The sequence below is a fragment of the Corynebacterium sp. HMSC074H12 genome (genome assembly GCF_001813755.1).
In the GTDB taxonomy this organism is placed as follows: Bacteria; Actinomycetota; Actinomycetes; order Mycobacteriales; family Mycobacteriaceae; genus Corynebacterium; species Corynebacterium hiratae.
In genome coordinates this window covers 87981-111062 of the sequence record NZ_KV813944.1, presented here as the reverse complement: position 1 = coordinate 111062, position 23082 = coordinate 87981, and the positions used below count along the sequence as shown (strand labels likewise).

22 protein-coding genes are annotated in these 23082 nt (G+C 65.1%); 13 read left to right on the top strand and 9 right to left on the bottom strand.

Annotated features, from left to right (window positions below; genetic code table 11):
- Window positions 1–70: 70 nt before the first annotated feature.
- A complete protein-coding gene (locus tag HMPREF2932_RS11440) occupies window positions 71–925 on the bottom strand; it encodes a bifunctional methylenetetrahydrofolate dehydrogenase/methenyltetrahydrofolate cyclohydrolase (RefSeq protein ID WP_049157086.1) in 855 nt (284 codons plus the stop codon).
- A 24-nt stretch (window positions 926–949) separates the two neighbouring features.
- Here HMPREF2932_RS11440 and HMPREF2932_RS11435 point away from each other — a divergent pair, with 24 nt between their 5' ends.
- From HMPREF2932_RS11435 to feoB, 4 genes are all read left to right on the top strand, one after another.
- The gene (locus tag HMPREF2932_RS11435; RefSeq protein ID WP_049157085.1) at window positions 950–1420 is read left to right on the top strand and encodes a tRNA (cytidine(34)-2'-O)-methyltransferase; all 471 of its coding nucleotides are present in this window, start codon (window positions 950–952) and stop codon (window positions 1418–1420) included.
- Window positions 1421–1434: 14 nt separating this feature from the next.
- Window positions 1435–3339 (top strand): pyruvate kinase, encoded by a 1905-nt coding sequence (locus HMPREF2932_RS11430; protein ID WP_071410168.1) that lies wholly within the window; start codon window positions 1435–1437, stop codon window positions 3337–3339.
- Window positions 3340–3461: 122 nt separating this feature from the next.
- Window positions 3462–3710, top strand: coding sequence for a FeoA family protein (locus tag HMPREF2932_RS11425; protein ID WP_071410167.1), 249 nt, complete (start codon window positions 3462–3464; stop codon window positions 3708–3710).
- A 3-nt stretch (window positions 3711–3713) separates the two neighbouring features.
- Window positions 3714–5648, top strand: a complete 1935-nt coding sequence (gene feoB, locus HMPREF2932_RS11420) for a ferrous iron transport protein B (protein WP_071410166.1) — start codon at window positions 3714–3716, stop codon at window positions 5646–5648.
- Window positions 5649–5888: 240 nt separating this feature from the next.
- Here the strand turns inward: feoB and HMPREF2932_RS11410 are convergent, their stop codons facing one another.
- Window positions 5889–7373, bottom strand: coding sequence for a PH domain-containing protein (locus HMPREF2932_RS11410; protein WP_246818672.1), 1485 nt, complete (start codon window positions 7371–7373; stop codon window positions 5889–5891).
- Window positions 7370–7819 carry a PH domain-containing protein gene (locus tag HMPREF2932_RS11405; RefSeq protein WP_049157078.1) on the bottom strand — a complete coding sequence of 150 codons (450 nt, stop codon included), beginning with the start codon at window positions 7817–7819 and terminating at the stop codon, window positions 7370–7372. The genes HMPREF2932_RS11410 and HMPREF2932_RS11405 overlap by 4 nt, the downstream gene beginning before the upstream one ends.
- 58 nt (window positions 7820–7877) lie before the next feature.
- Between HMPREF2932_RS11405 and HMPREF2932_RS11400 the strand changes: the two genes are divergently transcribed.
- Window positions 7878–8138, top strand: coding sequence for a helix-turn-helix transcriptional regulator (locus HMPREF2932_RS11400; RefSeq protein WP_039673876.1), 261 nt, complete (start codon window positions 7878–7880; stop codon window positions 8136–8138).
- A 7-nt stretch (window positions 8139–8145) separates the two neighbouring features.
- Window positions 8146–8616, top strand: coding sequence for a hypothetical protein (locus tag HMPREF2932_RS11395; protein ID WP_070680499.1), 471 nt, complete (start codon window positions 8146–8148; stop codon window positions 8614–8616).
- A gap of 5 nt (window positions 8617–8621) precedes the next feature.
- Here the strand turns inward: HMPREF2932_RS11395 and HMPREF2932_RS11390 are convergent, their stop codons facing one another.
- Window positions 8622–11759, bottom strand: a complete 3138-nt coding sequence (locus HMPREF2932_RS11390; protein ID WP_071410165.1) for an error-prone DNA polymerase — start codon at window positions 11757–11759, stop codon at window positions 8622–8624.
- 165 nt (window positions 11760–11924) lie between these two features.
- On the opposite strand from HMPREF2932_RS11390, the gene HMPREF2932_RS11385 reads away from it, so the two are divergent.
- The 3 genes from HMPREF2932_RS11385 to HMPREF2932_RS11375 are packed head-to-tail and all read left to right on the top strand — an operon-like array spanning window position 11925 to window position 14648.
- A complete protein-coding gene (locus HMPREF2932_RS11385) occupies window positions 11925–12815 on the top strand; it encodes a MetQ/NlpA family ABC transporter substrate-binding protein (protein WP_049157071.1) in 891 nt (296 codons plus the stop codon).
- Window positions 12816–12831: 16 nt separating this feature from the next.
- Window positions 12832–13971, top strand: a complete 1140-nt coding sequence (locus HMPREF2932_RS11380) for a methionine ABC transporter ATP-binding protein (RefSeq protein ID WP_371326343.1) — start codon at window positions 12832–12834, stop codon at window positions 13969–13971.
- Complete coding sequence (locus tag HMPREF2932_RS11375) at window positions 13968–14648, top strand: methionine ABC transporter permease (protein WP_070702157.1); 681 nt, start codon at window positions 13968–13970, stop codon at window positions 14646–14648. The genes HMPREF2932_RS11380 and HMPREF2932_RS11375 overlap by 4 nt, the downstream gene beginning before the upstream one ends.
- An 18-nt stretch (window positions 14649–14666) precedes the next feature.
- Here the strand turns inward: HMPREF2932_RS11375 and HMPREF2932_RS11370 are convergent, their stop codons facing one another.
- Window positions 14667–15551: a sucrase ferredoxin gene (locus HMPREF2932_RS11370; RefSeq protein WP_071410163.1), complete on the bottom strand. Its 885-nt coding sequence runs from the start codon at window positions 15549–15551 to the stop codon at window positions 14667–14669.
- Between the two features lie 98 nt (window positions 15552–15649).
- Here HMPREF2932_RS11370 and HMPREF2932_RS11365 point away from each other — a divergent pair, with 98 nt between their 5' ends.
- Window positions 15650–16303 carry an AMIN-like domain-containing (lipo)protein gene (locus HMPREF2932_RS11365; RefSeq protein WP_083312713.1) on the top strand — a complete coding sequence of 218 codons (654 nt, stop codon included), beginning with the start codon at window positions 15650–15652 and terminating at the stop codon, window positions 16301–16303.
- 5 nt (window positions 16304–16308) lie between these two features.
- Here the strand turns inward: HMPREF2932_RS11365 and HMPREF2932_RS11360 are convergent, their stop codons facing one another.
- A complete protein-coding gene (locus tag HMPREF2932_RS11360; RefSeq protein WP_071410162.1) occupies window positions 16309–17853 on the bottom strand; it encodes a Y-family DNA polymerase in 1545 nt (514 codons plus the stop codon).
- The gene (locus HMPREF2932_RS11355; protein ID WP_246818671.1) at window positions 17850–18533 is read right to left on the bottom strand and encodes a hypothetical protein; all 684 of its coding nucleotides are present in this window, start codon (window positions 18531–18533) and stop codon (window positions 17850–17852) included. Before HMPREF2932_RS11355 ends, HMPREF2932_RS11360 begins: the two co-directional genes overlap by 4 nt.
- Before the next feature lie 59 nt (window positions 18534–18592).
- Here HMPREF2932_RS11355 and HMPREF2932_RS11350 point away from each other — a divergent pair, with 59 nt between their 5' ends.
- Window positions 18593–19003: a hypothetical protein gene (locus HMPREF2932_RS11350; protein WP_070517461.1), complete on the top strand. Its 411-nt coding sequence runs from the start codon at window positions 18593–18595 to the stop codon at window positions 19001–19003.
- Between the two features lie 25 nt (window positions 19004–19028).
- On the opposite strand, the gene HMPREF2932_RS11345 is transcribed toward HMPREF2932_RS11350, so the two are convergent.
- Window positions 19029–19682, bottom strand: a complete 654-nt coding sequence (locus tag HMPREF2932_RS11345) for a response regulator (protein WP_071410161.1) — start codon at window positions 19680–19682, stop codon at window positions 19029–19031.
- Between the two features lie 2 nt (window positions 19683–19684).
- A complete protein-coding gene (locus HMPREF2932_RS11340; RefSeq protein WP_210397795.1) occupies window positions 19685–20833 on the bottom strand; it encodes an ATP-binding protein in 1149 nt (382 codons plus the stop codon).
- Between the two features lie 113 nt (window positions 20834–20946).
- Here HMPREF2932_RS11340 and HMPREF2932_RS11335 point away from each other — a divergent pair, with 113 nt between their 5' ends.
- Window positions 20947–22002 (top strand): PspC domain-containing protein, encoded by a 1056-nt coding sequence (locus HMPREF2932_RS11335; protein WP_046648405.1) that lies wholly within the window; start codon window positions 20947–20949, stop codon window positions 22000–22002.
- A gap of 11 nt (window positions 22003–22013) precedes the next feature.
- Entirely contained in the window at window positions 22014–23063 is a 1050-nt protein-coding gene (locus HMPREF2932_RS11330; RefSeq protein ID WP_071410160.1) for a threonine aldolase family protein, read from the top strand.
- Window positions 23064–23082: the final 19 nt, after the last annotated feature.

Sequence of the window (23082 nt, the reverse complement as noted above, 5' to 3'; positions counted from 1 at the left end):
GTGCTCGGTGCTGCGGGCTTCCTTCTGATTGTGGGGACATGCTCATTACTTGGGCGTTCGTGTTGCGCCGTTAGTGAGCGGCAAGCTTTTCGGCGCGCTCGACGATGTTGCTCACCAGGAACGCGCGCGTCAGCGGGCCCACGCCGCCCGGGTTCGGGGAGACGTAGCCGGCCTTCTCCCAGACGTCCTCGGCCACGTCGCCGGCGAGTTTGCCGTCAACGCGGGACACGCCGACGTCGAGAACCGCAGCACCTTCCTTGACCATATCGGCGGTGAGCATGTGTGCCTTGCCGGCTGCCGCGATAATGACATCGGCCTCACGGGTCTCCGCAGCGAGGTCCTTGGTGCCGGTGTGGCACAGCGTCACCGTGGAGTTTTCGCTACGGCGGGTGAGCATCAGGCCAATCGGGCGGCCCACGGTCACGCCGCGGCCAATAACCACGACCTTGGCGCCATCGAGCTCTACCCCAAAGCGGCGCAGCAGGTGGATGCAACCGTTCGGCGTGCACGGCAGCGGGGCTTCCTCGTTGAGCACCAGCTTGCCCAGGTTGATCGGGTGCAGGCCATCAGCGTCCTTGGCCGGATCGATGAGCTCGAGCACGCGGTTTTCATCCAGGTGCTTCGGCAGCGGCAGCTGCACGATGTAGCCAGTGCAGGCGTCATCATTGTTGAGTTCCTCGATGACGCGCTCCAGCTCCTCCTGGGAGATATCTCCCGGCAGGTCCTTGCGAATCGAGTTGATACCGAGCTTCTCGCAATCACGGTGCTTCATCTTCACGTAGGAATGCGAACCCGGATCATCGCCCACCAAGACCGTAGCCAGGCCCGGGGTAATCCCCTTCTCTTTGAGGGCGGCCACGCGCTGGGCCAGGTCCTCAAAAATCTCGTCGCGGTACAAGTTGCCATCTAGTTTGGTAGCGCTCATGCACACCATCCTAGACTGATGCCTATGAGCAGCTTGCACATCGTCTTCGACAACCCCGTGATCCCTACCAACACCGGCAACGCCATCCGCACCGCCGCCGTCACGGGCGCGAGCCTGCACCTCATCGAGCCGCTCGGCTTCAACTTCGAGGACAAACACCTCAAGCGCGCGGGCTTGGACTACCACGACTTAGCGGACCTCACGATCCACAAGGATTTCGACGCCTGCATGGACAGCTTGCCCGGCGCGCGCGTTTTCGCTTTCACCACCCACACGGACAAGTGGTTCACCGACGTGGAATACCAGGAGGGCGATGTCCTGCTTTTCGGCACCGAACCCACGGGCCTGCCGGAGGAACACGCCTTTCACCCGCGGGTAACGGAGCGCGTACGCATCCCCATGATGCCGGCGCGACGCTCGATGAATTTATCTAACGCGGCGTCGACAGCCGTGTATGAGGCCTGGCGGCAGCTCGGCTTCCGTGGCGCGGTCTAACAAGTCGCGGCACAATGTGGGTGAACTTTCACACCGAAGGAGACACCTTGCCTAGCCTGCGCCCACTGCTTGATTCCCTCATCACCCGCGTCGAAGCTTCGTCTGCCGCCCACGCCACGCAGATCGCGCGCGTGGATCCCATCCACCGCCCCGGCGCGGTCAACCTCGTGCGCTACATGGAATTGCGCTCCCAAGACGCCGTCGAACTCCAGGAAGGCCTCACGGCGTTGGGCGCCACGAGCCTCAGCCACCCGGAGCCCGCAGTGCTTGAGCGCCTCCACGCCGCGCGCAACGTGCTCGACGCCTTCGATGGCCACGCGCCAACCTATCCTGTGCAGCCCATCGCCACGGCTTATGCTGACGCGGACGATATCCTCGACGCCAACACCGAAGCCCTCCTCGGCCCTACCCAGGAGGACACGCACGCGCGCATCATGGTGACTCTTCCTGCTGAGGCCGCGGAGGATTATGAACTGGTCCTCGGTTTCGCCCGCGCGGGCATGGAGTTAGCCCGCATCAACTGTGCGCACGATGACCAGGCGGCGTGGACAAAGATGGTGGAACACGTCCACCGCGCCGCTGAAGAGGTGGGGCGCGAGATTCTGATTTCCTGCGATATTGCTGGCCCCAAGGTCCGCACCGGCAGCATCGAGCCGGGTCCGCAGGTCATTCGCGTGCGCGGCGAGCGCAGCGCTGCGGGCGAGCTGCTGAGCCCAGCAACGCTCGTGCTTCACGACGCCCCCTCCTCTACCCGCGCCCACGGGGTGGCGGGGGAGGCGTCGCCAAGCGCGGCCCGCCCGGCGGTAGCGCTGGAGGTGGATGACGAGTGGTTGGCGCGCCTGCACCCCGGCAGCGAAGTGCGCTTCACGGAAGCGCGCGGGCGCTCGCGTGTGTTCACCGTGGAGAGCGCGGAAGCAGGCGTGGCGGTGCTGCACGGTGATCGCAACTGCTACCTCGCCGAGGGAACGGTGTTGAGCCACGGCGGGGACACCACGCAGGTGCATGGGGTTCCGGCACTGGAGCAGAAGATTCGCCTGCACCGCGGCGAGGAGTTGGTGCTGAGCACTTCGCAGGAGCCGGCGCGCATCGTCGAGGGCGAGGTGACCACGATTGGGTGCACGCTGCCGGAGGTGGTTGGCGCGCTCAAAGTGGGGCACCGGGTGATTTTCGATGATGGCGCCATCGCCGGCCGCGTCCGCGAGGTGCGGGAGAATGGTGCGGCGCGCGAGGCCGTCATCACCGTGGAACATGCCGGGCCTACCGGCACCAACCTGGCGGCATATAAGGGAATCAATGTGCCGGATACTGACGTCCCGCTGCCCAGCCTCACCGAGGAGGACATCGAGGCGCTGCGTTTTGTGGCCACGCACTGCGATATCGCGGCGGTCTCCTTCATCCGCACGCCGGCTGATGTGGCCTTCCTCTATGACACGCTTGAGGCGATTGCCGCCGAGCAGGAATCGGAGGAGATGGCGCAGCGCGTGCGTGACCTAGGCATCGTGCTCAAGATTGAGACGGTTCCGGCTTATGAGCAGCTGGGAAGTGTGTTGCTGGAGGGGATGCGGCACGCCAAGTTCGGCATCATGATTGCGCGCGGTGACTTGGCCGTGGAGTTGGGATTCGAGGAGATGGTCCAGGTGCCGGGGCGCATCATGAAGGTCGCGGAGGCGGCCCACATCCCGGTCATCATGGCCACGCAGGTTCTGGAGACCCTGGCCAAGACCGGGCTTCCCTCCCGCGCGGAAATCACGGACGCTGGCTATGCGCTGCGCGCGGAGTGCGTCATGCTCAACAAAGGCCCGCACATCACGGAGGCCATCCAGATTCTGGACCGCATGTCCCGCAAGCTAGGCCAATCGCGGCTGAAGAATCGCCAGAGGCTGCGCCAGGTGAGCAGCTGGTCCACTCCAAACGCTTAATGCGCCGCGCACCTGCGCCGCGTGGTGAGGATCACCTAAGAGATAGCTACAAACCTAGACGGACCTATGTTTACTAAGGGTAACCTATAAAGGTAATGCTTATTTAAGGAAGAGGGCTCACCGTGAAGTTATCTGAGTGCTCACGGCAAACCGCCGACGCTATCCCCATGGGATGCACCATCACCTTGGGACGCGAGTGCATTTCCTGCACCTGCGATGCCGCCTTGGCGGTACGCCTCGGCGAGCTGGGAATCCGCCCCGGTGCGACGCTGACCATGGGCCCGCGCGTGGCCGGTGGCGCGCGCGTTGTGTCGGTGGGCAGCTGCCGCTACGCCATCGATAAGGCGACGCTGCAAGCCATCGAGGTCTAAACCATGGCCACCACGAAACCCAGCTGTCACGGCGATCCGGGCGGCGCGGTAGCCCCTGCTGGCGCGCCCATCATCGCGCTCGTTGGCTCCCCCAACTCTGGCAAGTCCACTCTCTTTAACGCCCTGACCGGCGCGAAGGCGCAGACCGGCAACTGGCCGGGAACCACGGTTGAGGTCAGCCGCGGTGCGTGGAAGATCGGTGACGCAACCGCCGATCTCATCGATTTTCCCGGCACCTACTCACTCGACCCGCTCAGCCCCGATGAGGCGCTCACCCGCGCCATGCTCATCGATTGCCCCGCAGATGAGCGCCCCGACGCCGTCGTCGTGGTCGTCGATGCCAGCGCCGTCGCGCGCGGCCTCAACGTCGCGCTCCAGTTAGCGGAGCAGCCCTACCGCCTCATCATCGCACTGACCAAGTCCGACGTGGCTCTCAACCAGGGCCACGTAGTCGATCCCGCCGCGCTCGCTGAAGCCACCTCTATACCGGTGGTGGAGGTTGATGGGCGTAAGCGGGAGGGCGTCGAGAAGCTGCGCGAGGTTGTGATGGAGTCTTTGGCAACTGAGCCCGTGCAGTTGCGCGAAGACAGCGGCTTGGAGGGCCGTTTCGCGGAGCTGGATGCGGCGGCGAAGGCCTCGGTGAGCGAGGTCGAGCACGCCACGCCCCTCTCCCACCGCCTCGATGCGGTGGCCCTCCACCCGGTGGTGGGACCGCTGCTGTTTCTGGCCGTGATGTGGGTGGTCTTCCAGATCACCACCACGGTGGCCGCTCCCCTCCAGGATGGCCTGGAGGCACTGGTCTCGGGCCCCTTGAGTGACTGGGCGCGGGCGGGGCTAGAAGCCATCGGCTTAGGCCACCCTCTCATCACGGGCCTGCTTGTCGACGGCCTCATCGGCGGCGTCGGCATGGTCCTCACCTTCGCCCCGCTCATGGCGCTGATGTTCTTGTGCTTGGCGGTGTTGGAGGATTCCGGCTACATGGCGCGTGCCGCGGTGGTCACGGACCGTCTCATGCGGGCCATCGGTCTGCCGGGCAAGGCTTTCATCCCCATTGTCGTGGGCTTTGGCTGCAACGTGCCGGCGATCTCGGCCACGCGCGTGCTGGGCAGCCCGCGGCATCGCATCATGACCGCGCTGCTCATTCCGTTTACCTCGTGCTCGGCGCGCTTGGTGGTCTTCGTCATGCTTTCGGCCACGTTTTTCCCGGGGCACGCCGGCAGCGTGGTGTTCATCATGTACGTCATTTCCATCGCGCTGCTCGTGCTGGTGGGTTTGGCGCTGCGAAAGACGCTGTGGCGCGCGGTGCCTGAGGAAGCGCTGGTTATTGACTTGCCGACGTACCAGCTGCCCACCGTGCGCCTGGCACTGAGCGTGATGTGGACGCGCTTGAAGGGCTTCTTGCAGACGGCCGGCGGCATCATCGTGAGCACCGTGGTCGTGGTGTGGCTGCTCATGGCCATCCCGGTTGGGGATGCGGCGCAGGATTCTTCGTGGGGTGAGCCGCCGGCGCCGGAGGATTCCGCCTATGGGGCGGTCGCGCACGCCATCGCTCCAGCCTTTGCCCCGGCTGGCTTCGACTCGTGGTCCCTGGCGGGTCCGCTGGTGACCGGCTTCGTGGCCAAGGAGGCGCTGATTTCGACGTGGGCGCAGACCTACGCCGTCGACGACGTCACCGACGCCTCCGCGGAGGAACAATCCCACAGCGCGCTCAGCGATCACGTGCGCGCGGACTTCGAGCAGGCTTCTGACGGTCATCCCCTCGCCGCGGTGTGGGCCTACATGCTCTTCCTGCTGGCCTACACGCCCTGCGTGGCCACGATTGCCGCGCAGCGGCGAGAGATTGGCTGGCGCTGGACGCTCTTCGGCTTCGGCGTCCAGCTGGCCACAGCGTGGGTGCTGGCTGTAGCGGCCTTCCAGATTCTGAAGGTGTTTATCTAATGCCCGCCTCCCCCATCCAGGCCGTGCAGGAAGCCATCGAATCCGGCGTGCGCTCGCGGGCGGCCATCGCGGCACAGACCGGGCTGGAGCCCGGCACGGTGGACCTCATCCTGGATCACCTCACCGCCAGCGGGGTACTCGATATGGAGCCACTCGGCTCCTGCCCCGCGGGCGGATGCGGGTCCTGTTCGGCGGCCTCGGCGTGTGCCGGCCCCAGCAGCACGCGTGGGCCGGTTCTGCTTAAGCTTCGTCGCTGCCCCTAACCGCGCTGTCACGGGAGTCTTCACGTGGGTTCTGCCGCGGCTCAACCTGTGAGATGTTGACGGATGAGTCCATGGGACTTAGCGCTGACTCCATGGCAGGCAGGCGGCGGGAGCGCAGGCGGGTGAGGAGCTCGGAGGCGTCGGCAGGCGTGAGGTCTTGACCAGCCATCTTCACGGGGCCAGCCACGAGGTCGAAGCGCACGGTCCGCACGCCCGCAAGGTGCCCCAACGGCCCCACTTTCAGCGTGAGCTCCTGGATGTGCGGGGTTCCAATCACCATGACGCGGCGGTTAATGCGGCCGCGGTGCACGATGGTCACGGGAAGCGGGGAATCCACGAACGTCACCGACTGCTGCTTGCGGTCGATGGGGCTGATCCACGTAGCCCGGCGCGGGGAGGTATAAGTGGGCTGGGTGTGCCCTTCGGGGCGCGCGAAATCCTCAATCTGCGCACGATCCAGATCGGAGATGAGCTCTAAAAGCTCCAGCGCCTGCTCGCGGGTACCCACCGGCAGGATGCGAGTGGAACCGGACTGCTTACCGCTGCCCTTCGCGCCATAACCAGCTACAGAGACGTGCACCTCGTACCAGCCGAAGCGCCGCCATAAGAAGGGCTGGCTTACCCGCATGCCGTGGATGCGGCTAATGCGGATGGTTTGGCGGCGGCGGTCGGCAAGACCGTAAGAGACGTTGAGGGCGTTGGTGGGGGCGTGGTGAAGCGCGGTGAATTTCCAGGAAGAGTCCACCAAGCCCCAGACGCTTCCAACAAAGCCCACGATGATGGGCAGCAGCGCGGTCCACATACCCGGGATGAAGAGCAAGCCCCCAATAACGAGGGCCGCGAGGAGCGTGGGCAGGCGCAGCGCCTCAGCGGCAATCGTGCGCAGTATGGGAATCTCCGGGATCAGCGCGGCGGCTTCCTCCGCTTCCGGCGCCGGCTCACTGGCAGGGTTCTTATTCGTGCGCCGCAGCAACTCCGCGCGCAGCTCTTCTGCTTTCGCTTTGGGCAGGTACTCAATCTTGATCACCGACGAGGTACCGCCGGCGGTCTCCACCCGAACCGTGGCCAAACCCAACAAGCGCGCGATGATGGATTCCACGACGTCCACCGCCTGGATGCGCTCATAGCGCGCGGAGCGGAAGGACGTGGAGATGACGCCGTGGCGCAGCGCGATTTCATCCTCGGTGAGCTTGTAGCCCAGCTTGCGCCACCAGATTCCGGAGACCAGCCAAATCACTGCGCACACCAGCACGAAGGCGCCGATACCCAGCAGGGTACCGCGGCCGACCTCGCCGAGGTTGCCGCTCTGCAGGTAAGACACCACGTCCGAAATCATGGCGGCGTTGATGTTCACCGCAAAAATGGCCACCAGCGCTAAAATCAGCGACCAAAAGCGCAGCAGCGGGGTGAGGCGGTGGACGCGAATGTAGCCGTCGGCGTCGATAAGCGCGCGGTCCTTCACAGCCCACTCATCCTCTCGCGAGCCTTGACGGCGAGGCGCTCGCGCAGGGCGTCGGCGTCCGCGGCAGGCAGGCCGGGGATGGTGGCGTCGCTGCTGGGCGACGCCGTGTGCAACTTCACCTTCTTCAGCCCCATCGCGCGCTCGATGGGGCCGGCCGTAACGTCGACGAATTGGATGCGGCCATAGGGCACGACGGTGAAAGTGTGCCAGATTTTGCCGCGGGTGACGAGCAATTCGTCGGCGGTTTCCTGCCAGCCTAGGTTTTTGACCTGCGCGGGGATGAGCCAGAGCTGATAGAGCGCCCACACAACGAGCGCTCCGGCGACCCAATAGAGCCAGTCCCACCAGAAATATGCCGCCGCGGCCGCCAGGGCGGCGAGGATGACGTCCCAGCTCAAGCGCGAGATGTAGCGGGCTTTAGTGAGTGACGGGGATACGGGATTCATGCCGCCACTTTAACACGAACCCTTGACAAGTCGTTGGGTTTATACAACACTGTGGTGCATGTCCCCAAAGAAAAAGCCAACCCGCCCACTATTTAACCGGGTCCGCGTGCTCCGCGTTGAACGGGACATGACGCGCGCACAGCTTGCCGACGCCATCGGGGTCAACCCCCAAACCATCGGCGCTCTCGAGCGCGGCGACCACTCCCCCAGCTTGGACCTCGCCTTCAACATCTGCGAAGTTTTCAATCTACCCGTGGAAGCCGTGTTCTCCCGGACCGAATTCACCCCCATGTCCTCCGAAATCTACCGAAAGGACTAAACCACACATGTCCGCCTCTATTCCCGATTCCGTTAAGACCCGCAAGCGCTACATCACCCTGACCGACCTGTCCACCGCCCTCATCATCGCTTCCATTCCCCTGCAGTTCTGGAGCGCCTTTACCTCACTCATGGTGGCCGCCCTTGGAACTTTGCTGTGCGCGTTGATGACCGCTCGCCTGCGCGCAACGATTGGTGCCGCTGACCTGCCCACGACGGAACTTGATGAGTACCAGATGCAGCAGCACCTTGAGGCCCGCGACGACGGCCTCAAATTCTCCCTCGCAGCACTCGTCATCTTGCTGCCAGTGACTGGCCTTATCGCCTGGGGTGCCCGAACCATGCCCATCATGGATGGAGTATTCGTATCCCAGCTCTACCTCAAGATCATCCTGCTGCTCATGGTGTGGGTGCCCTTCTCCGTGGCACGCTCCCTGGCCGGAAAGATGAACCGCGACGAGCTCATCTCTAAGGAATAAGCCGCTTAGCGGAAATCCCGCGAGCCGCGCGAAAGGGCCTCACCGAAGGCCAGCGGCTCCAGCCGGTCCGCGGCAACCGTGACCGCCCCGGAGGCGTTCTGCACGATGCCGCGCACGATGAGCGCGGGCGCTGTTCGCGCGGTGACCTTATCCCGAGCCCACAGGCCGGGCGTAACCATCACGTTCATCAACCCGGTCTCATCCTCCAAACCAAAAAAGACCACCCCGCCCGCTGTCTGCGGGCGCTGGCGGTGCGTGACCACCCCGGCGATGCGCACGCGGGTGCCATCCTCCACTGCCGGCAAATCCGCCGCGGATAGGATGCCGCGGGCCTGCAATTCCCCGCGGACCTGCTCCATCGGCTGCTGGTTGTGAGTCACGCCGGTGCTCGCCACATCCGCCGCCATGAGCTCAAAGGCGCTCATCCCCGGCAAAGACGGCGCTTCAATCGCCGAAAGCCCTGGCAACATCCCCGCCCGTTCTGTTGCGGCCACGCCCGCCTGCCACAGCGCCTGGCGGCGATCCACCCCAAAGACGTCCAAGGCCCCCGCCACGGCGAGGGCCTCCACGTGATCGACGGTGAGGTCGGCGCGGCGGGAGAGATCGGGGACGTCGCCAAACGGCGCGGCCGCTTCAATGCGATCGGCGGCCTTATCACCCAACCCCTTGATGAGGTTAAGCCCCAAGCGGATACGCGCCTGACCGTCCGAGCCCACCACCACGCGCGCCTCGCGGCCCGACTCGTTGACGCTGACCGGCAGCACCTCCACCCCGTGGCGGCGGGCATCCTGAATAAGCGACTGCGGCGAGTAGAAACCCATCGGCTGCGCGCGCAGCAGGCCCACGCAAAACTGCGCCGGGTAATAGCGCTTAAACCACGCCGAAAAGTACACCAAGGAAGCAAAAGACTGCGAGTGGGACTCCGGGAAGCCATAAGCAGCGAAGGCCACAATCTTGGCCCACAACTTATCCGCCACCTCCCCGACGATCCCGTTGGTTTCCTCCAAGCCCTCATAAAAGCGCTGCTTGAGCGCTGCCATCTTGGCCGGCGAGCGCTTCGAGCCCATCGCGCGCCGCAGGTCATCCGCCTCCGCGCCGCTGAACCCGGCGGCATCAACCGCAATCTGCATGAGCTGCTCCTGAAAGAGCGGAATCCCCAGTGTCTTGCCCAGGGACTTCTCCAGCACCGGGTGGTCATAGGTCACCGGCTCCTTGCCATCGCGGCGGCGCAGGTAGGGGTGCACCGAGCCGCCCTGGATGGGGCCCGGCCGGATGAGCGCGACCTCCACCACGAGATCGAAGAAGACCCGCGGCTTGAGCCTCGGCAGCGTGCTCAGCTGCGCGCGTGATTCCACCTGGAACACGCCCACTGCATCCGCGCGGCAGAGCATGTCATAGACTTCCGGGTCAGCCAGGTCCAGCTCCCACAGGTTGACCACCCGGCCGGTGCTCTCCTCCACCAAGTCCATCATGTGGTGCAGCGCTTCGAGCATGCCCAGGCCCAGCAGGTCGAACTTCACCAGCCCGGCCGCGGCGCAATCATCCTTATCCCATTGCAGCACCGAACGATTCTCCATGCGCGCCCACTCCACGGGCACAACATCCGCAATCGGCCGGTCGCACAGCACCATGCCGCCGGAGTGAATGCCCAGGTGGCGCGGCTGACCCAGAAACTGCTCGGCCAAGCATTCAACGTCCGAAGGCGCGAGCGCAATGCCCTTCGACCAGGCATCGGCCGAACCCTGCGGGTAGCCCAGCGCGCGGGCGGCATCCCGCAACGCGCCTTTGCGGCGGTACGTAATCACGTTAGCCACCTGCGCCGCCTTCTCGCGGCCGTGCTTGGCGTAGACGTACTGGATGACCTCCTCGCGCCGCCCGGATTCAATATCGATGTCGATATCCGGCGGGCCATCGCGGTCCGGGGAGAGGAAGCGCTCAAAGAGCAGTCCCGCGGAAATCGGCTCCGCGTTCGTAATCCCTAGCGCGAAGCACACCGCCGAATTCGCCGCCGAGCCGCGCCCCTGGCACAGGATGTTCTCCCGTTTACAAAAGTCCACGAGGTCACACACGATGAGGAAGTAGCCGGGAAAGCCCAGCTGCTTGACCACACCCAGCTCATACCGCATCTGCTCCCACGCCCGCTCCCGAATCTCCTCTGGGCGCGTGGCATAACGTTCGGCAGCGCGCTCAAAGGTAAGGTGCTCCAGCCAGGACATCTCGGTATAGCCTTCCGGCACGTCGAAATCAGGCAGGTTCGGGGCCAGCGCCTCCCACGTGAAGCTGCAGTCCTCGAGGACGCGGACGGTTTCGGCAATGAGCTCGGGGCGCTCAGGCAGCAGGCGCGCCATTTGTTCCCCGGAGCGCAGCCAGGACGAGCCCATGGGGTGGGAGCTGGGGGAGGCGTCGGCAAGCGCGAGGCGTCTGGACAGGGCTTGTTTGGCTCCAGCCAACCGCGCGTGTTCACGCGTGGCGGCAGCCGGGCGCGCAGTGGCAATGGCGCGCGAAACCGGCAAGGAATCCAACAGTAGGTGGTGGTCCGCGTCCTCCGGGAGCTGGGTACATGCATACTCCAGAACCATGCTGTCTATTTTTATTCCCTCGACCAAAAGATCGAAATGCTCTACCCATTCCCAGCCCACCAGGAAGAGGCACTCGTCCTGCAGCTGCGCACCAATCTCCGCCAAAGAAGGATAGGATACAGCCCCCTTCTCCCCCGCCTCCATGTGAGCGCGGGAGATAAGCCGAGATAGACGCCTATAGCCCTCCGGGGTGCGCGCCAGGACGGTCAGCGGGGCTGGGTCGAGGCTGAGCTCCGCCCCGAAGACCGCAGGCAGGCCAACGTTGGCGGCGGCCTCCGCAAACTTCATAAGACCATAGAATCCATCCCGATCTACCAGCGCAATCCCCCGCAGGCCCAGCTCGACGGCGCGCGCCACAAGCCCCTCCGGCTCGGAAGCGCCACACAGAAAGCTATAGGAGCTCACCGCATGTAGCTCCGCGAAAGGCACGGCGGAATGCCCCACCTTCGGCACGTCCGTGGCCTGCGGTAGGTGGTCCACCGAGACCGGGACGGGCCCCGGGCGACCAGAGAGAATCCTCTCCACCCGGGACCACGGCAGCGCCTCACCCCCATTGAATCTCATAGCCCCACACACTATATTCGAACACAGGTTCCAGTCAAGGTTTTCGTTGAACAATTCTCCGAATAGACAAAGCGGTTCAATCGTTGCTAGTTTTTCGTGCAGCGCACAAATCCTGCGGTGACACGACTTGCCGCACAAACCAAGAAGGGACACTAGGAACCCACCATGAGCATCCGTCGCGTACTTGCTGCCACCTCGGCAGCCGTCATCGCCGCAACCGGCCTGGTTGCTTGCTCCTCGGACTCCGCTGAGTCCAAGGATTCCGGCGAGGCCATCACCAAGGACTCCACCATCACCATCGGCACCACTGACGCCAACATGGAAGAGTGGGCCGTCTTCCAGGACCTGGCCAAGGAAGCCGGCTACGACGTCAAGCTGGAGAACTTCGCCGACTACAACACTCCGAACCAGGCTCTGGACCAGGGCCAGCTGAGCACCAACAAGTTCCAGCACCTGAAGTTCCTGGCTGAGTACAACAAGGGCAACGGCACCGATCTGGTCCCGCTGGCCTCCACCGAGATCTACCCGCTGGCCATCTACTGGAAGGACCACAAGGATCTCGCTGGCATCGAGGGCCAGGAAGTCGCCATCCCGAACGACTCCACTAACCAGGGCCGCGCCATCGGCCTGCTGGTTCAGGAAGGCCTGGTCACTCTCAAGGAGAACAGCCCGCTGACCCCCACCCCGCTAGACATCGATGAGGACAAGTCCAAGGTTAAGGTCACCCCGGTAGATGCTGCCCAGACCCCGGCCGCCTACGGCGAGGGTAAGCCGGCTGTCATCAACAACTCCTTCCTCGAGCGCGCCGGCATTGACCCGAAGTCCGCCGTCGCTCAGGACGACCCAGACTCCGCCGAGGCTGAGCCCTACATCAACGTCTGGGCCGTGCGCGCCGACGACGCCGACAACGAGGCCCTTCACGAGCTGGCCAAGCTGTGGAAGGACCCGAAGGTCACCGAGGCCGTCCTGAAGTCCTCCGGCGACACCGCCGTGGCCGTCGACCGCTCCCAGGAAGAGCTCCAGGAAATCCTGGACCGCCTCGAAGAGCAGGTCTAAGCCCCGCGTAATCCACATGTCCCCCGCGCTCACGCTTGATTGCGTGACCCGGGGGATTTTGCCCGTTACTCCCTCCTCACTCATCACACGGACACGTACAAAGGAAACCCACGTGACTGAACAAACTGGCGCCCACCGGGGCACCCGGATTGAATTCCGCAACATCACCAAAGTCTTTAAAAACAAGAAAACCACCACCACCGCACTCGATAATGTCTCCCTGACCGTCGAGCCCGGCGAAATCATCGGCATCATCGGTTTCTCCGGCGCGGGTAAGTCCACGCTGGTGCGCATGATCAACGGTCTGGATAAGCCGACCTCGGGGCAGCTGCTTCTCGACGGCACCGATGTCGTCCCCCTCCCCGAATCCAAGCTGCGCGGCATCCGCCGCAACATCGGCATGATCTTCCAGCAGTTCAACCTCATGTCCTCCCGCACCGCGGCGGGCAACATTGAGTACCCGCTGAAGCTGCAGGGCGTCGAGAAGCAGGAGCGTAAAAAGCGCGTCCAGGAACTGCTGGAATTCGTCGGCTTGGCGGACAAGGGCGATAACTACCCGGAGCAGCTCTCCGGCGGCCAGAAGCAGCGCGTCGGCATCGCCCGCGCCCTGGCTAATAACCCTTCCCTGCTGCTGGCGGACGAGGCCACCTCGGCGCTCGACCCCACCACCACCCACGAGGTGCTCGACCTGCTACGCAAGGTCAACCGCGACCTCGGCATCACCATCGTGGTCATCACCCACGAGATGGACGTCGTTCGCTCCATCGCCGACAAGGTAGCCGTCATGGAAAACGGCCACGTCATCGAGGCCGGCAGCGTCTATGAGGTCTTTTCCAATCCGCAGACCAAGGTGGCGGAGAAGTTCGTGGCCACCTCGCTGCGCAACACCCCGGACGTCGTTGAGGCCGATGACCTGCTGGCCCACGAGGGCCGCCTGTTCACCATCAACTTGACGGAAAAGTCGGGCTTCTTCGACGCCGCCGGCAAGCTCGCGGACCAAGGCGTGTCCATCGCCGTGGTCCACGGCGGCATCACCACCTTGCAGAAGCATTCCTTCGGCAAGATCACCGTGCGCCTCAACGGCCCGGATGCGGCCATCGAAGATTTCTACGCACACATGCAACGCACCACCGATATTGAGGAGATCCAACGATGAACGTCACCTACCTCGCGCAGGCCAATTGGGACCGACTGGGCAGCACGCTTGTCGACGCCATCAAGGACACCCTCATCATGGTCGCCACCACCCTGGTGGTCGCCGGCATCATCGGCTTGGTTCTCGGCATCCTGCTCTACACCACCCGCCCGGGCGGCATCCTGCAGAACAAGCCCATCTACTTCATCATCAACATCCTGGTGAACTTTGTTCGCCCGATTCCCTTCATCATCTTGCTGGCCTTTGTCCAGCCGCTGACGGTGGCGGTGCTGGGCAGCTCTATCGGCCGTGAACCGGCCACGTTCGTCATGGTTATTGCGGCCACGTTCGCGGTGGCGCGCATCGTGGAGCAGAATCTCGTGGCGCTGGACCCGGGCGTGATTGAAGCAGCCCGCGCGATGGGCGCTTCGCCGTGGAAGATCATCACCACGGTCATCATTCCGGAGGCGCTGGGCCCGCTGGTGCTGGGCTACACCTTCCTGTTCATCGGCATCGTCGACATGTCCGCGATGGCCGGCTACGTCGGCGGCGGTGGCTTGGGTGACTTCGCCATCGTCTACGGCTACCGCGCCTTCGAGTGGGAGGTCACCGTGGTGGCTACGCTTATCATCATCGTGCTGGTGCAGGCAGCGCAGTTCTTTGGCAACTGGCTCTCGGCCAAGATTATGCGCCGCTAGCCGCGCCGACCCCGTGCTCTATACGCTGCGCTTTTCGACGCGGCGCGCGGCATAGAAACGAGAGGTCTTCGGCTCGTCTCCACAAGAAGAGACGACGCCGGAGGCCTCTTTTTCTTCGAGTTCTACGTCCCATGCGCGGCCATCGCGGTGGCGCACAACGACGCTATTCTTTGCGGCGGGGTTCTCCGCCGCGGGGTTCTCCGCCGCGTCGACGGTGAGGTCGCCGTAGTGGAGGGTCTCGGAGGCGTCGAGAAGCTGGCGCGCCACCGCGAGCTCCGCCACCTGGCCTTGGGGCGTGGTGAGGCCGGAACCGCGGTTGGCGGGGTAGAAATACTCGCCGTGCAGCGCCTTGCCCACGAGCTCGCGGCCAGCTTCCACGTTGAGGCGGCCAAAGGAATAGCCCCACGGCATCAGCAGCACCGACGGCGCGAAGCGGTGCCCCTTGGTGTGGGAGGTTTCCCACACGGTCTCCTCAAATTCGCATGCCAGGGAGGCAGCAAGCGGGCGGCCCTTGATTGCGCAGCAGGCATCGCGCTTGGCGTGGGTGCACACGAGCACCAGCGGCAGGCACGTGCCGGTGGGGTGCTCCAGATCCAGATCGAGGATGTCCTCCGGGCCGTTCAGGACGTAATCCTGCACTAACCCCTCGCGTGCCCACACGACGAAACAACGGAAGTGCCCCGTCCCCCGCTCGTGCCCGGCGCGCCCGGGGCGGCGAATGAGCTGCAGGCCCGCCACGCCTTTGAGCTTGGCCTTGAGCTTCTCGGTGAGGCCTGGGCCAAAAGTACGACCATCCAGCACGTCGCGAGACCAGGCCGTAGGCCACTCAAAAAGGACATAAACAGATTCTTGTTTAGCGGTACCAGCCAGGGGCTCGACCTGGACATCGGAGCAGAAGGTCATGGCGCCATCTTAACTGGTATCACTCCTTTCACAACAATGTGGTTACGATGTTTACTTCAATGCATAGAATGTCTCGCGGTACCGCTACCCTCGGAGTTATGCCGAAACACAATCTCTTGCGCACAGCCGCCCCCGTGGCCGCACTCGTTGTCTCGGGTGCGCTCGTGCTTCAGGGATGCGCTCCGTCTTCCTCCTCGGACGGCGGTACCGACGGCCCCACGAAGACTCTCGACGCTACCTTGTCCGGCGCCTCCACCTCCACTGCCACAGTCACTCCTGCTGCCCCCTCCCCCGCCGCACCGGCTGGGCTGACTCCGCTGGGCGACGCCAACATGGAGATGAAAACCCTCCGCCCACCGGCCCCCTCGGAGCTGGTGGTGACCGATGTCCGCGTGGGCAAGCATGAAGGTTTTGACCGCGTGGTTTTCGAATTCGTCGGGAACGGTTCACCGGGCTGGTTCATTGATTACACCGATGCCCCCGCCCAGCAGGGCTCCGGCAACCCGATTCCTTTCAAGGGTTCCACCGCGCTCGACGTCAGCATCGACGGCACTGCTTATCCCTTCCAGCTCGATATGGAAGACCCGAATATCGGCACCGTAAACGGCGCCGGCGGGCTGGTAACCCAGGTGGTCAGCGGCGGTACCTTCGAGGCTCGCTCGCAGTTCGTTATCGGGCTTAATGAACGCCACCCGTACTCGGTTCAGGTGCTCACGGGGCCGACGCGCCTGGTCATCGACATCTTGAATTAAGCCGTTCAGGCATAGGTTGCCTCCACAGACCAGCGCCCGCCTGCCCACACGAGGAGCCAGGCGCGCTGGCCTTTCTCGTTTTCTCCGACGACTTGCAGACGCGCGCAGCGCTGCGCCGCGCCTGCTTCCCACCACCCGGTGTCTACGGGCCACGGGCCGGCCCAACCGGTCACCCGGTAGCGGTGGCACCCCCATCCCAGACCCGCCGGCTCCCCGGAAAGGAGGGCCTCGGCGGTGACGATGACGTCCTTCGAGGAGACGTCGATAAGCCGAATCCGCGCGGCCGGGTGCGCCAGGCTCGCCGGGAGCGGCGCCGGGATGCGCCCCGGCCAGGTGCCCTCCGGCTGCGGATCGCGCTGCTCGCCATAGGGGACGTACTCGATGCGCTCGGCCACCCCACGCCCGCCCGCTGGGCGGGGCTGCAGCACGCGGTCCACCCCCAGCTGGGATTGCACCCGCGCGATAACGCGCTTGGCCTGCTCCGCGGATTCGCCTGCGCCCCACAGGAGCCCATCCCCCGGCGGGGCGACCTCCACCGGCTCCAACGCCAGCTTGACGACGCCCCCTCCCTCACCCGGCGCACTTCCCGCCCGCGCAGCACTCAGCCAGCCATCGAGCTGCCAGCGCACGCGGTCCGCCGTGGCGGCCTCGCTGAGCGCTTCCTGGGTACGCCAGATCCGCTCCAAACGCTCGCCGCCCTCGAACTCCGCGGCAACGCGCAGCCGCAGACACACCACGCCGGCCTCATCGAGCACCACATGCAGGCGCGCCGCGAGCTGGCGCGCGGCAAAGGCCGCGGCGTCCACGCGCTCTAAGGGTTCTTCGAAGCCCTGCTCCACGCCCAGGTCCGGGCGTGCAAGCTCCGGCGCCACGCGCCGATCCAGTGCGGCCGCGGCCACCGCGTGGCACCGCCGTCCAGCCTCACCGAAACGGGTGGTGACTTGGCGCAACGGCAGGCTCGCCAGCTCCCCTAGCGTGCGCACGCCCAGCTGCTCCAAGGAATGCACCACGTCCACCGCACAGCCCAGCGCCACCTCCGCGGCCAATACTCCCACAGGCTGCTGAGCCAGAAAATCACGCGAGCCTCCCTGCGGGACCACCGCGCCTAGATTGTGATGACGCGCGGCAATCAGCGCGGTAGCAATCTCATCGGCGACGCCGACGGTGGCGTCGAGGTGGGATCTGGCGGTGGCGTCGACAAGCATCTCTACCGCTTTCTCCTCGCTGCCGTGGAAACGCCCGGCCGCGCCCGCATCCACGATGACCAGGCCCGGACGCAGCACCTCCACCGAGGAGGCCACCGCGTCCAGCCCCGCGGCAATCTCCGCGAAGACCACGCCGTCTCGGTCCGGGTTGGCCTCCTCCACACGCAGCTCCGGCAGGACGGCTTGGGCTTGGCGCACCCGCATCCCGCGGCGCACCCCCGCCCGGCGCGCTGCTGCGTTGCAGACCGCCACGCGGTGCTGAGCAGCAATAACGCACGCTGCCCTGTCAGCGTCCTGCAGCGCCTGGATAGGCCAATCCGGGAACCACAGCGCCGCGACCCTCACACGACCTCCAAGTGCGGGCGCGCGTCCGGCCGCTGCCCGCACGTGAGCACTCCACGCCGCGGGCGCATGCTTGCCGACGCCACCCGCACCCCTATATCAACTCCCCAAATACGCCCGCTGCCCCGGCCCAAGCCATGCACCGCGACGACCTCCGCACCTATCTCCATCGCCGTTCCTGGCAGCCGGGTTCCCACGGTGAGCAGGGCCGCCTGCCCTGCCCGCACTTTCGCCAGCACGGGGCGCGCCCGCGTGGGGCTCAGCTCGCCTGTGCCTTTGTGCACCACCAGGTCCAGCCCCTCACACAGCACGCTAGTTACCGCCCAGGGTTCCGCGCCCGGTTCGGGCACCGCGATGACCCGGGAGATATCTCCATCCTCAACCACCTGTGCGAGTGAAAGATCGGGCCAGCCCACCACCGCAACGTGTCCGCCCGCCGCGCTAACATGGGATATCAGCTCCACCACGAGAGCGGCACATTCCGCACAGACGGTTGCCCGCTTGCGGGGAAGGCCACCGCCCGGGAGCAGCTCAGATAGCCCTTCGGGGACGCCGAGAAGCTCCACCTCCGGCTGCACCTGCGCGGCAACATCCGGGGTTTCCAGGCGTTGAATCTGGGCGCGCAGGATCGCAATTTGCTCGGCCTGCGGCCCTCCCACCACACGAACACCTGTTTGATTCATGGCTCCTATTATGAACCTCTCTCCGGACGCGCGCAATTGCGCTGGTAGCGTTAGGCGCCATGAATCCCCTCCGCGCGCACACCACCCCAATCCCCACCCCGCTGTGGGTGCGACTCGGCGGATCTGCCTTGGCCGGCGCCGCCGTGGCGGTGGGTACCAGCCGCATCCACTTCGGCCTCGCCATGGGGCTTAGCCTGCTCTTCCTCCTCGCCGCCTGCGCGCTCGTACTCCTACACCCCTACCGCGCGGACCTGCGTGATTATGCCCAGCGCCACAACGTCACCATGCTGCCCAACGCGGCACAGCTCATCCCGCTTATGGCGCTGTGGTTGATGGTCATGTTCTCCCCACTCCTCGCGCTGCCTGCCTGGGGCAGCGCACTGGTGTGGGTACTCGTTTCAGGCGCGGCCTTCCTCCTCTTCCCCCACGTCGACGGCTCCCGCAAGCTCGCCTACGCACCCCCTGCCTAAACCCAACCCGCCTAGGCCAGGCTGTTTAAGCCAGGTCGCGCGAGGTGGCCCAGCGCGTGAGCTGATGGCGGTTGGACTGCTGGGTCTTGCGCAAAATATTGGAGGCGTGTGTTTCCACCGTCTTCACCGAAATGAACAGCTGCTTGCCAATCTCGCGGTATGTGTAGCCGCGCGCAAGCAACCGCAAGACCTCTAGCTCGCGCCGCGTGAGCGCATCCACCGCTGGGTCCTGCCCCTCCTCCGGCTCCGGCGCGGGCGAACCGGAGGCAAAAGCGTCGAGGACAAAACCCGCCAGGCGCGGCGAGAAATACGCATCCCCGCTATTGACCTGCACCACCGCCTCGGCCAGATCCGGGCCGGAAATATTCTTCGTCACATACCCGCGCGCGCCAGCCCGAATCAGCGCAATCACGTCCTCCGCCGCATCTGACACGCTCAGCGCCAAAAACACCGGCCGCGCCGGCTGATTAGCCGTCGCGTTAATAACGGCGAGGCCACCGCCGTCGGGCATGTGGACGTCGAGAAGCACCACGTCCGGGGAGGTACGCGCAATGCCCTCCAGCGCCTCGGAGACGGTCCCAGCATCGCCCACGATCTCAATCTCCGAGGACGCCGCCAGCTCCGCACGCACGCCCGCGCGAAAGACGGAGTGATCATCAACCAAAAAGACCTTCACCATGTTCACAACGCTACCGCGAGCTCCACCTCGGTGCCCTCCCCCGGGGTCGAGGAAATCCGCACGCGCCCACCAGCTCCCTCTACGCGCGCGCGAATACTGTCACGAATCCCGTGCCTATCAGCGGGAATATCCTCCACGTCGAAACCCACCCCGCGGTCGCGCACAAAGATACTCAGCTCGCCCGCCAACAACTCCGCATAAACATCCACCACGTCCACACCCGCATGCTTGCCGGCATTCACCATGGCCTCACGCGCGGCCTGGATAAGCAGCTTCGCGGACTCCGTCAGCTCCGTGTCCTCACCCACCGTCACAGCAGATACCCGCATGTCGAAGAGATCTTCCACCTCCCCGCACGCCGATTCGAGGGCACCGAAACAGGTGGTGGGGGCGGCGGAGGGGGCATCGAAAAGCCAGGCGCGCAGCTCGCGTTCTTGGGCGCGCGCCAAACGCGTCACCTCGCGCGAATCCCCCGCCCGCTTCTGAATCAGCGCCAGCGTCTGCAGCACCGAATCGTGCAGGCGGGCGGCAATCTCGGCGCGCTCCTCCGAGACCGCCTTGGCCGCCTGCTCCTGCGACAGCGAGCGCCAGAGCTTCAGCACCAGCGGCACCACCAGCGCGCCAAAGCCCACCAGCGTCAGCGCCGTGGCCAGGATCGCCGAACCCGATCCGCTCTCCCACGTCACCGCCGCCACCACGACGCCACCGATGACCAGGACGGCACCGGCCGCCACAGCAACCAGGCCCACCGGCGTGTTCAGCCCGCGGTCATACGCCAACCACGCCAGCACCGCGCCGATGGCCACCACCGCCAACGGCACCGCCACGCTTAGCGACGCCCCCGAAACCCCCAACACACCCACCGCACTACCCGCCAGCGCCAGGAACACCAGCACGAGGGAGAGGGGGCTGCGGCGGGTGGAGGGGGCGTCGTCAAGCGCGGGCGTGAAAATCCACAGCCCGGCATAGGCCATCGCCCCCACCCCACCCAGCAGGGTCAACGCGGTCAAGGCGATGCGCACGGAGAGCGCCGAAACCCCCAGATTCTGCGCCAGCCCCGCCGCCACGCCGGCGACCACGCGGCCAGATTGGGGACGCGACATCACGGGATAGGGCGCCGCGTTTTCTGCGGGCACATAGGGCGAAGTCATACTAGCCATAGTCCCACGCGCCACCCCTCGGGCACATCAGGGACAACCCTGAGGTCAAAAAATCAGGGCGATTACCGATACCGCCGCGAGGCCCCACGCGGCACCATAAAAGCATGACGAAGAACAGCACACTCAACCAGATGTGGACGACCCGCCCCGTCCGCCTTCCCAAGAAACAGGGCGGTGACGCGCACATCGCTGGTGTCTGCGAAGGCATCGCGGTGCGCTACCAGCTTGACCCCACGATTGTGCGCGTGGCCTTCGTGGTCGCAGCACTCGCCTTCGGCGGCGGCATCGCCGCCTACCTCCTCGCGTGGGCGCTCATGCCGCGCTTCGGTTCGCCCTACTGCCCGCTCGATGCGGCCATGGGCAAGGATGGCGTCAAGGAGGAACAAGAGCTCGGCTGGGTGCTGATTATCGGCGTCCTTCTGACGTTTGGCTCCGGCCCGCTGTTCCTCAGCGGACAATTCCTCGCCGGCCTTCCGCCCGCTGCGCTGACCTTCGGCCTGTTGGCGCTGGCGTGGTACGCCCTTCACCAACGCGAACCGCTACCGCCCAGCGGGCTGTTGGCTGCCGAACAGCCGGTGCGCGAGGAACCGGTCAACCTCAACCCTTATACCCCAGCAGACGGACACCCCTTCCCACCGGGGCGCACGACCCCGCCGTCCTGGGATCCACTCGGCGTGGTGCCCGATGCCTGGGACCTGCCGGAGCCGGGCCCGCGGGAAGAACCGAAAAAGAAGCGCGGTTCGCAGTGGGCTGAGGCCGCGATTACCCTCGGCGCTGTGGGGGCTGCCCTGACGATTGCCTTCTTTGGAGGCACCTTCGTCATCGAGGCCGACGAAGAATCCGGCTTCAGCGCCCGCTTCAATGTCGGTTCTCAGCACATCGCGCCCACCCATGAAGATGAGCTCCAGGAATACTATGACCTAGGTATTGGCACCTCAACGGTGGACTTGAGCCAAATCGAAGACCTCAAGGAAAAGCACGATGTCACCATCGACGTCGGCATCGGCAGCGTCGAGGTCATCCTCCCGAAGGACGTCCCTGTATCACTCACCTGTGACAGCGGCTTAGGAGAAAGCAACTGCACCAACCGCCATGACGATGATGCGCTGCTAGATATCCGCATCGACCAAGGTATCGGCGAGCTCACCGTCACCGGCTAAACTGGCCACCCATGATTCACTTCGGCAACGACTACCACCGCTCAGCCCACCCCCGCGTCCTTGATGCCATCGCGGGGGCGGGTGGGGCTTATGCCGGCTATGGCGCCGACGAGCTGTGCGCCACGGCCGCTGAGCGCATCCGCACTGCCTGCCAGGCGTCGAACGCTGAGGTGCATTTCATGGTCGGTGGCACGCAGGCCAACGCCACCATCATCGCCCACCGCCTGCGCCCCTGGGAAGGCGTTATCGCGGCGGATAGCGGGCACATCGCCACCCATGAGACGGGCGCCATCGAGCACACCGGGCACAAGGTCATCACGTTGCCGAACCAGCTGGGAAAAATCACCGCCGCGCAGGTTCGCGCCTGCATGGATGAGTACCGCGCCTCCGGGGTGGAAGAGCACATGCCGGAGCCCGCACTGGTCTACATCACGCAGCCCACCGAGTTCGGCACCGCCTATTCCCGCGACGAACTCGTGGCCCTGCGCGAGGTCTGCGACGAGTACGAATTGGGCCTGTTTGTCGACGGCGCCCGCCTCGGCTACGGCCTGTCCGCTTCGGATGTCACCCTGTCGGACCTGGCCGCGCTTGTCGACGTCTTCACCATCGGCGGCACCAAATGCGGCGCCCTCTTCGGCGAAGCCATCGTCTTCCCCGCGGGTGCGCCGCGCTTTCGCAATGCCATGAAACAAAGCGGTGGCCTGCTGGCTAAGGGCTGGTTGCTCGGCGCGCAATTCGCCGCCCTCTTCAGCGCCCCTCCTACTGCCTCCGCCGACGCAGCAACGACCCTCTACGAGCAGATCTGCGCCCGCGCCAATGCCCAAGCCCAGCGCATCGCCGAGGCATTTCGTGCCGCAGGCATCGACATGCTCTTTGACTCCCCCACCAACCAGCAATTCGCGCTGTTGACCCGCGAGCAGGAAGAGAAGCTCTCGCAAGACTTCGTGTGCCAGTTCTTCGAAGAACACGAAGGCCTGCGCGTGGTGCGATTCTGTACGGCGTGGTCGACGGAAGAGAGGGACGTCGATAAGCTCTGCGCTGCGATTTCTGCGCTCAAGTAGCGAGGTTCCCCGGCCTGGT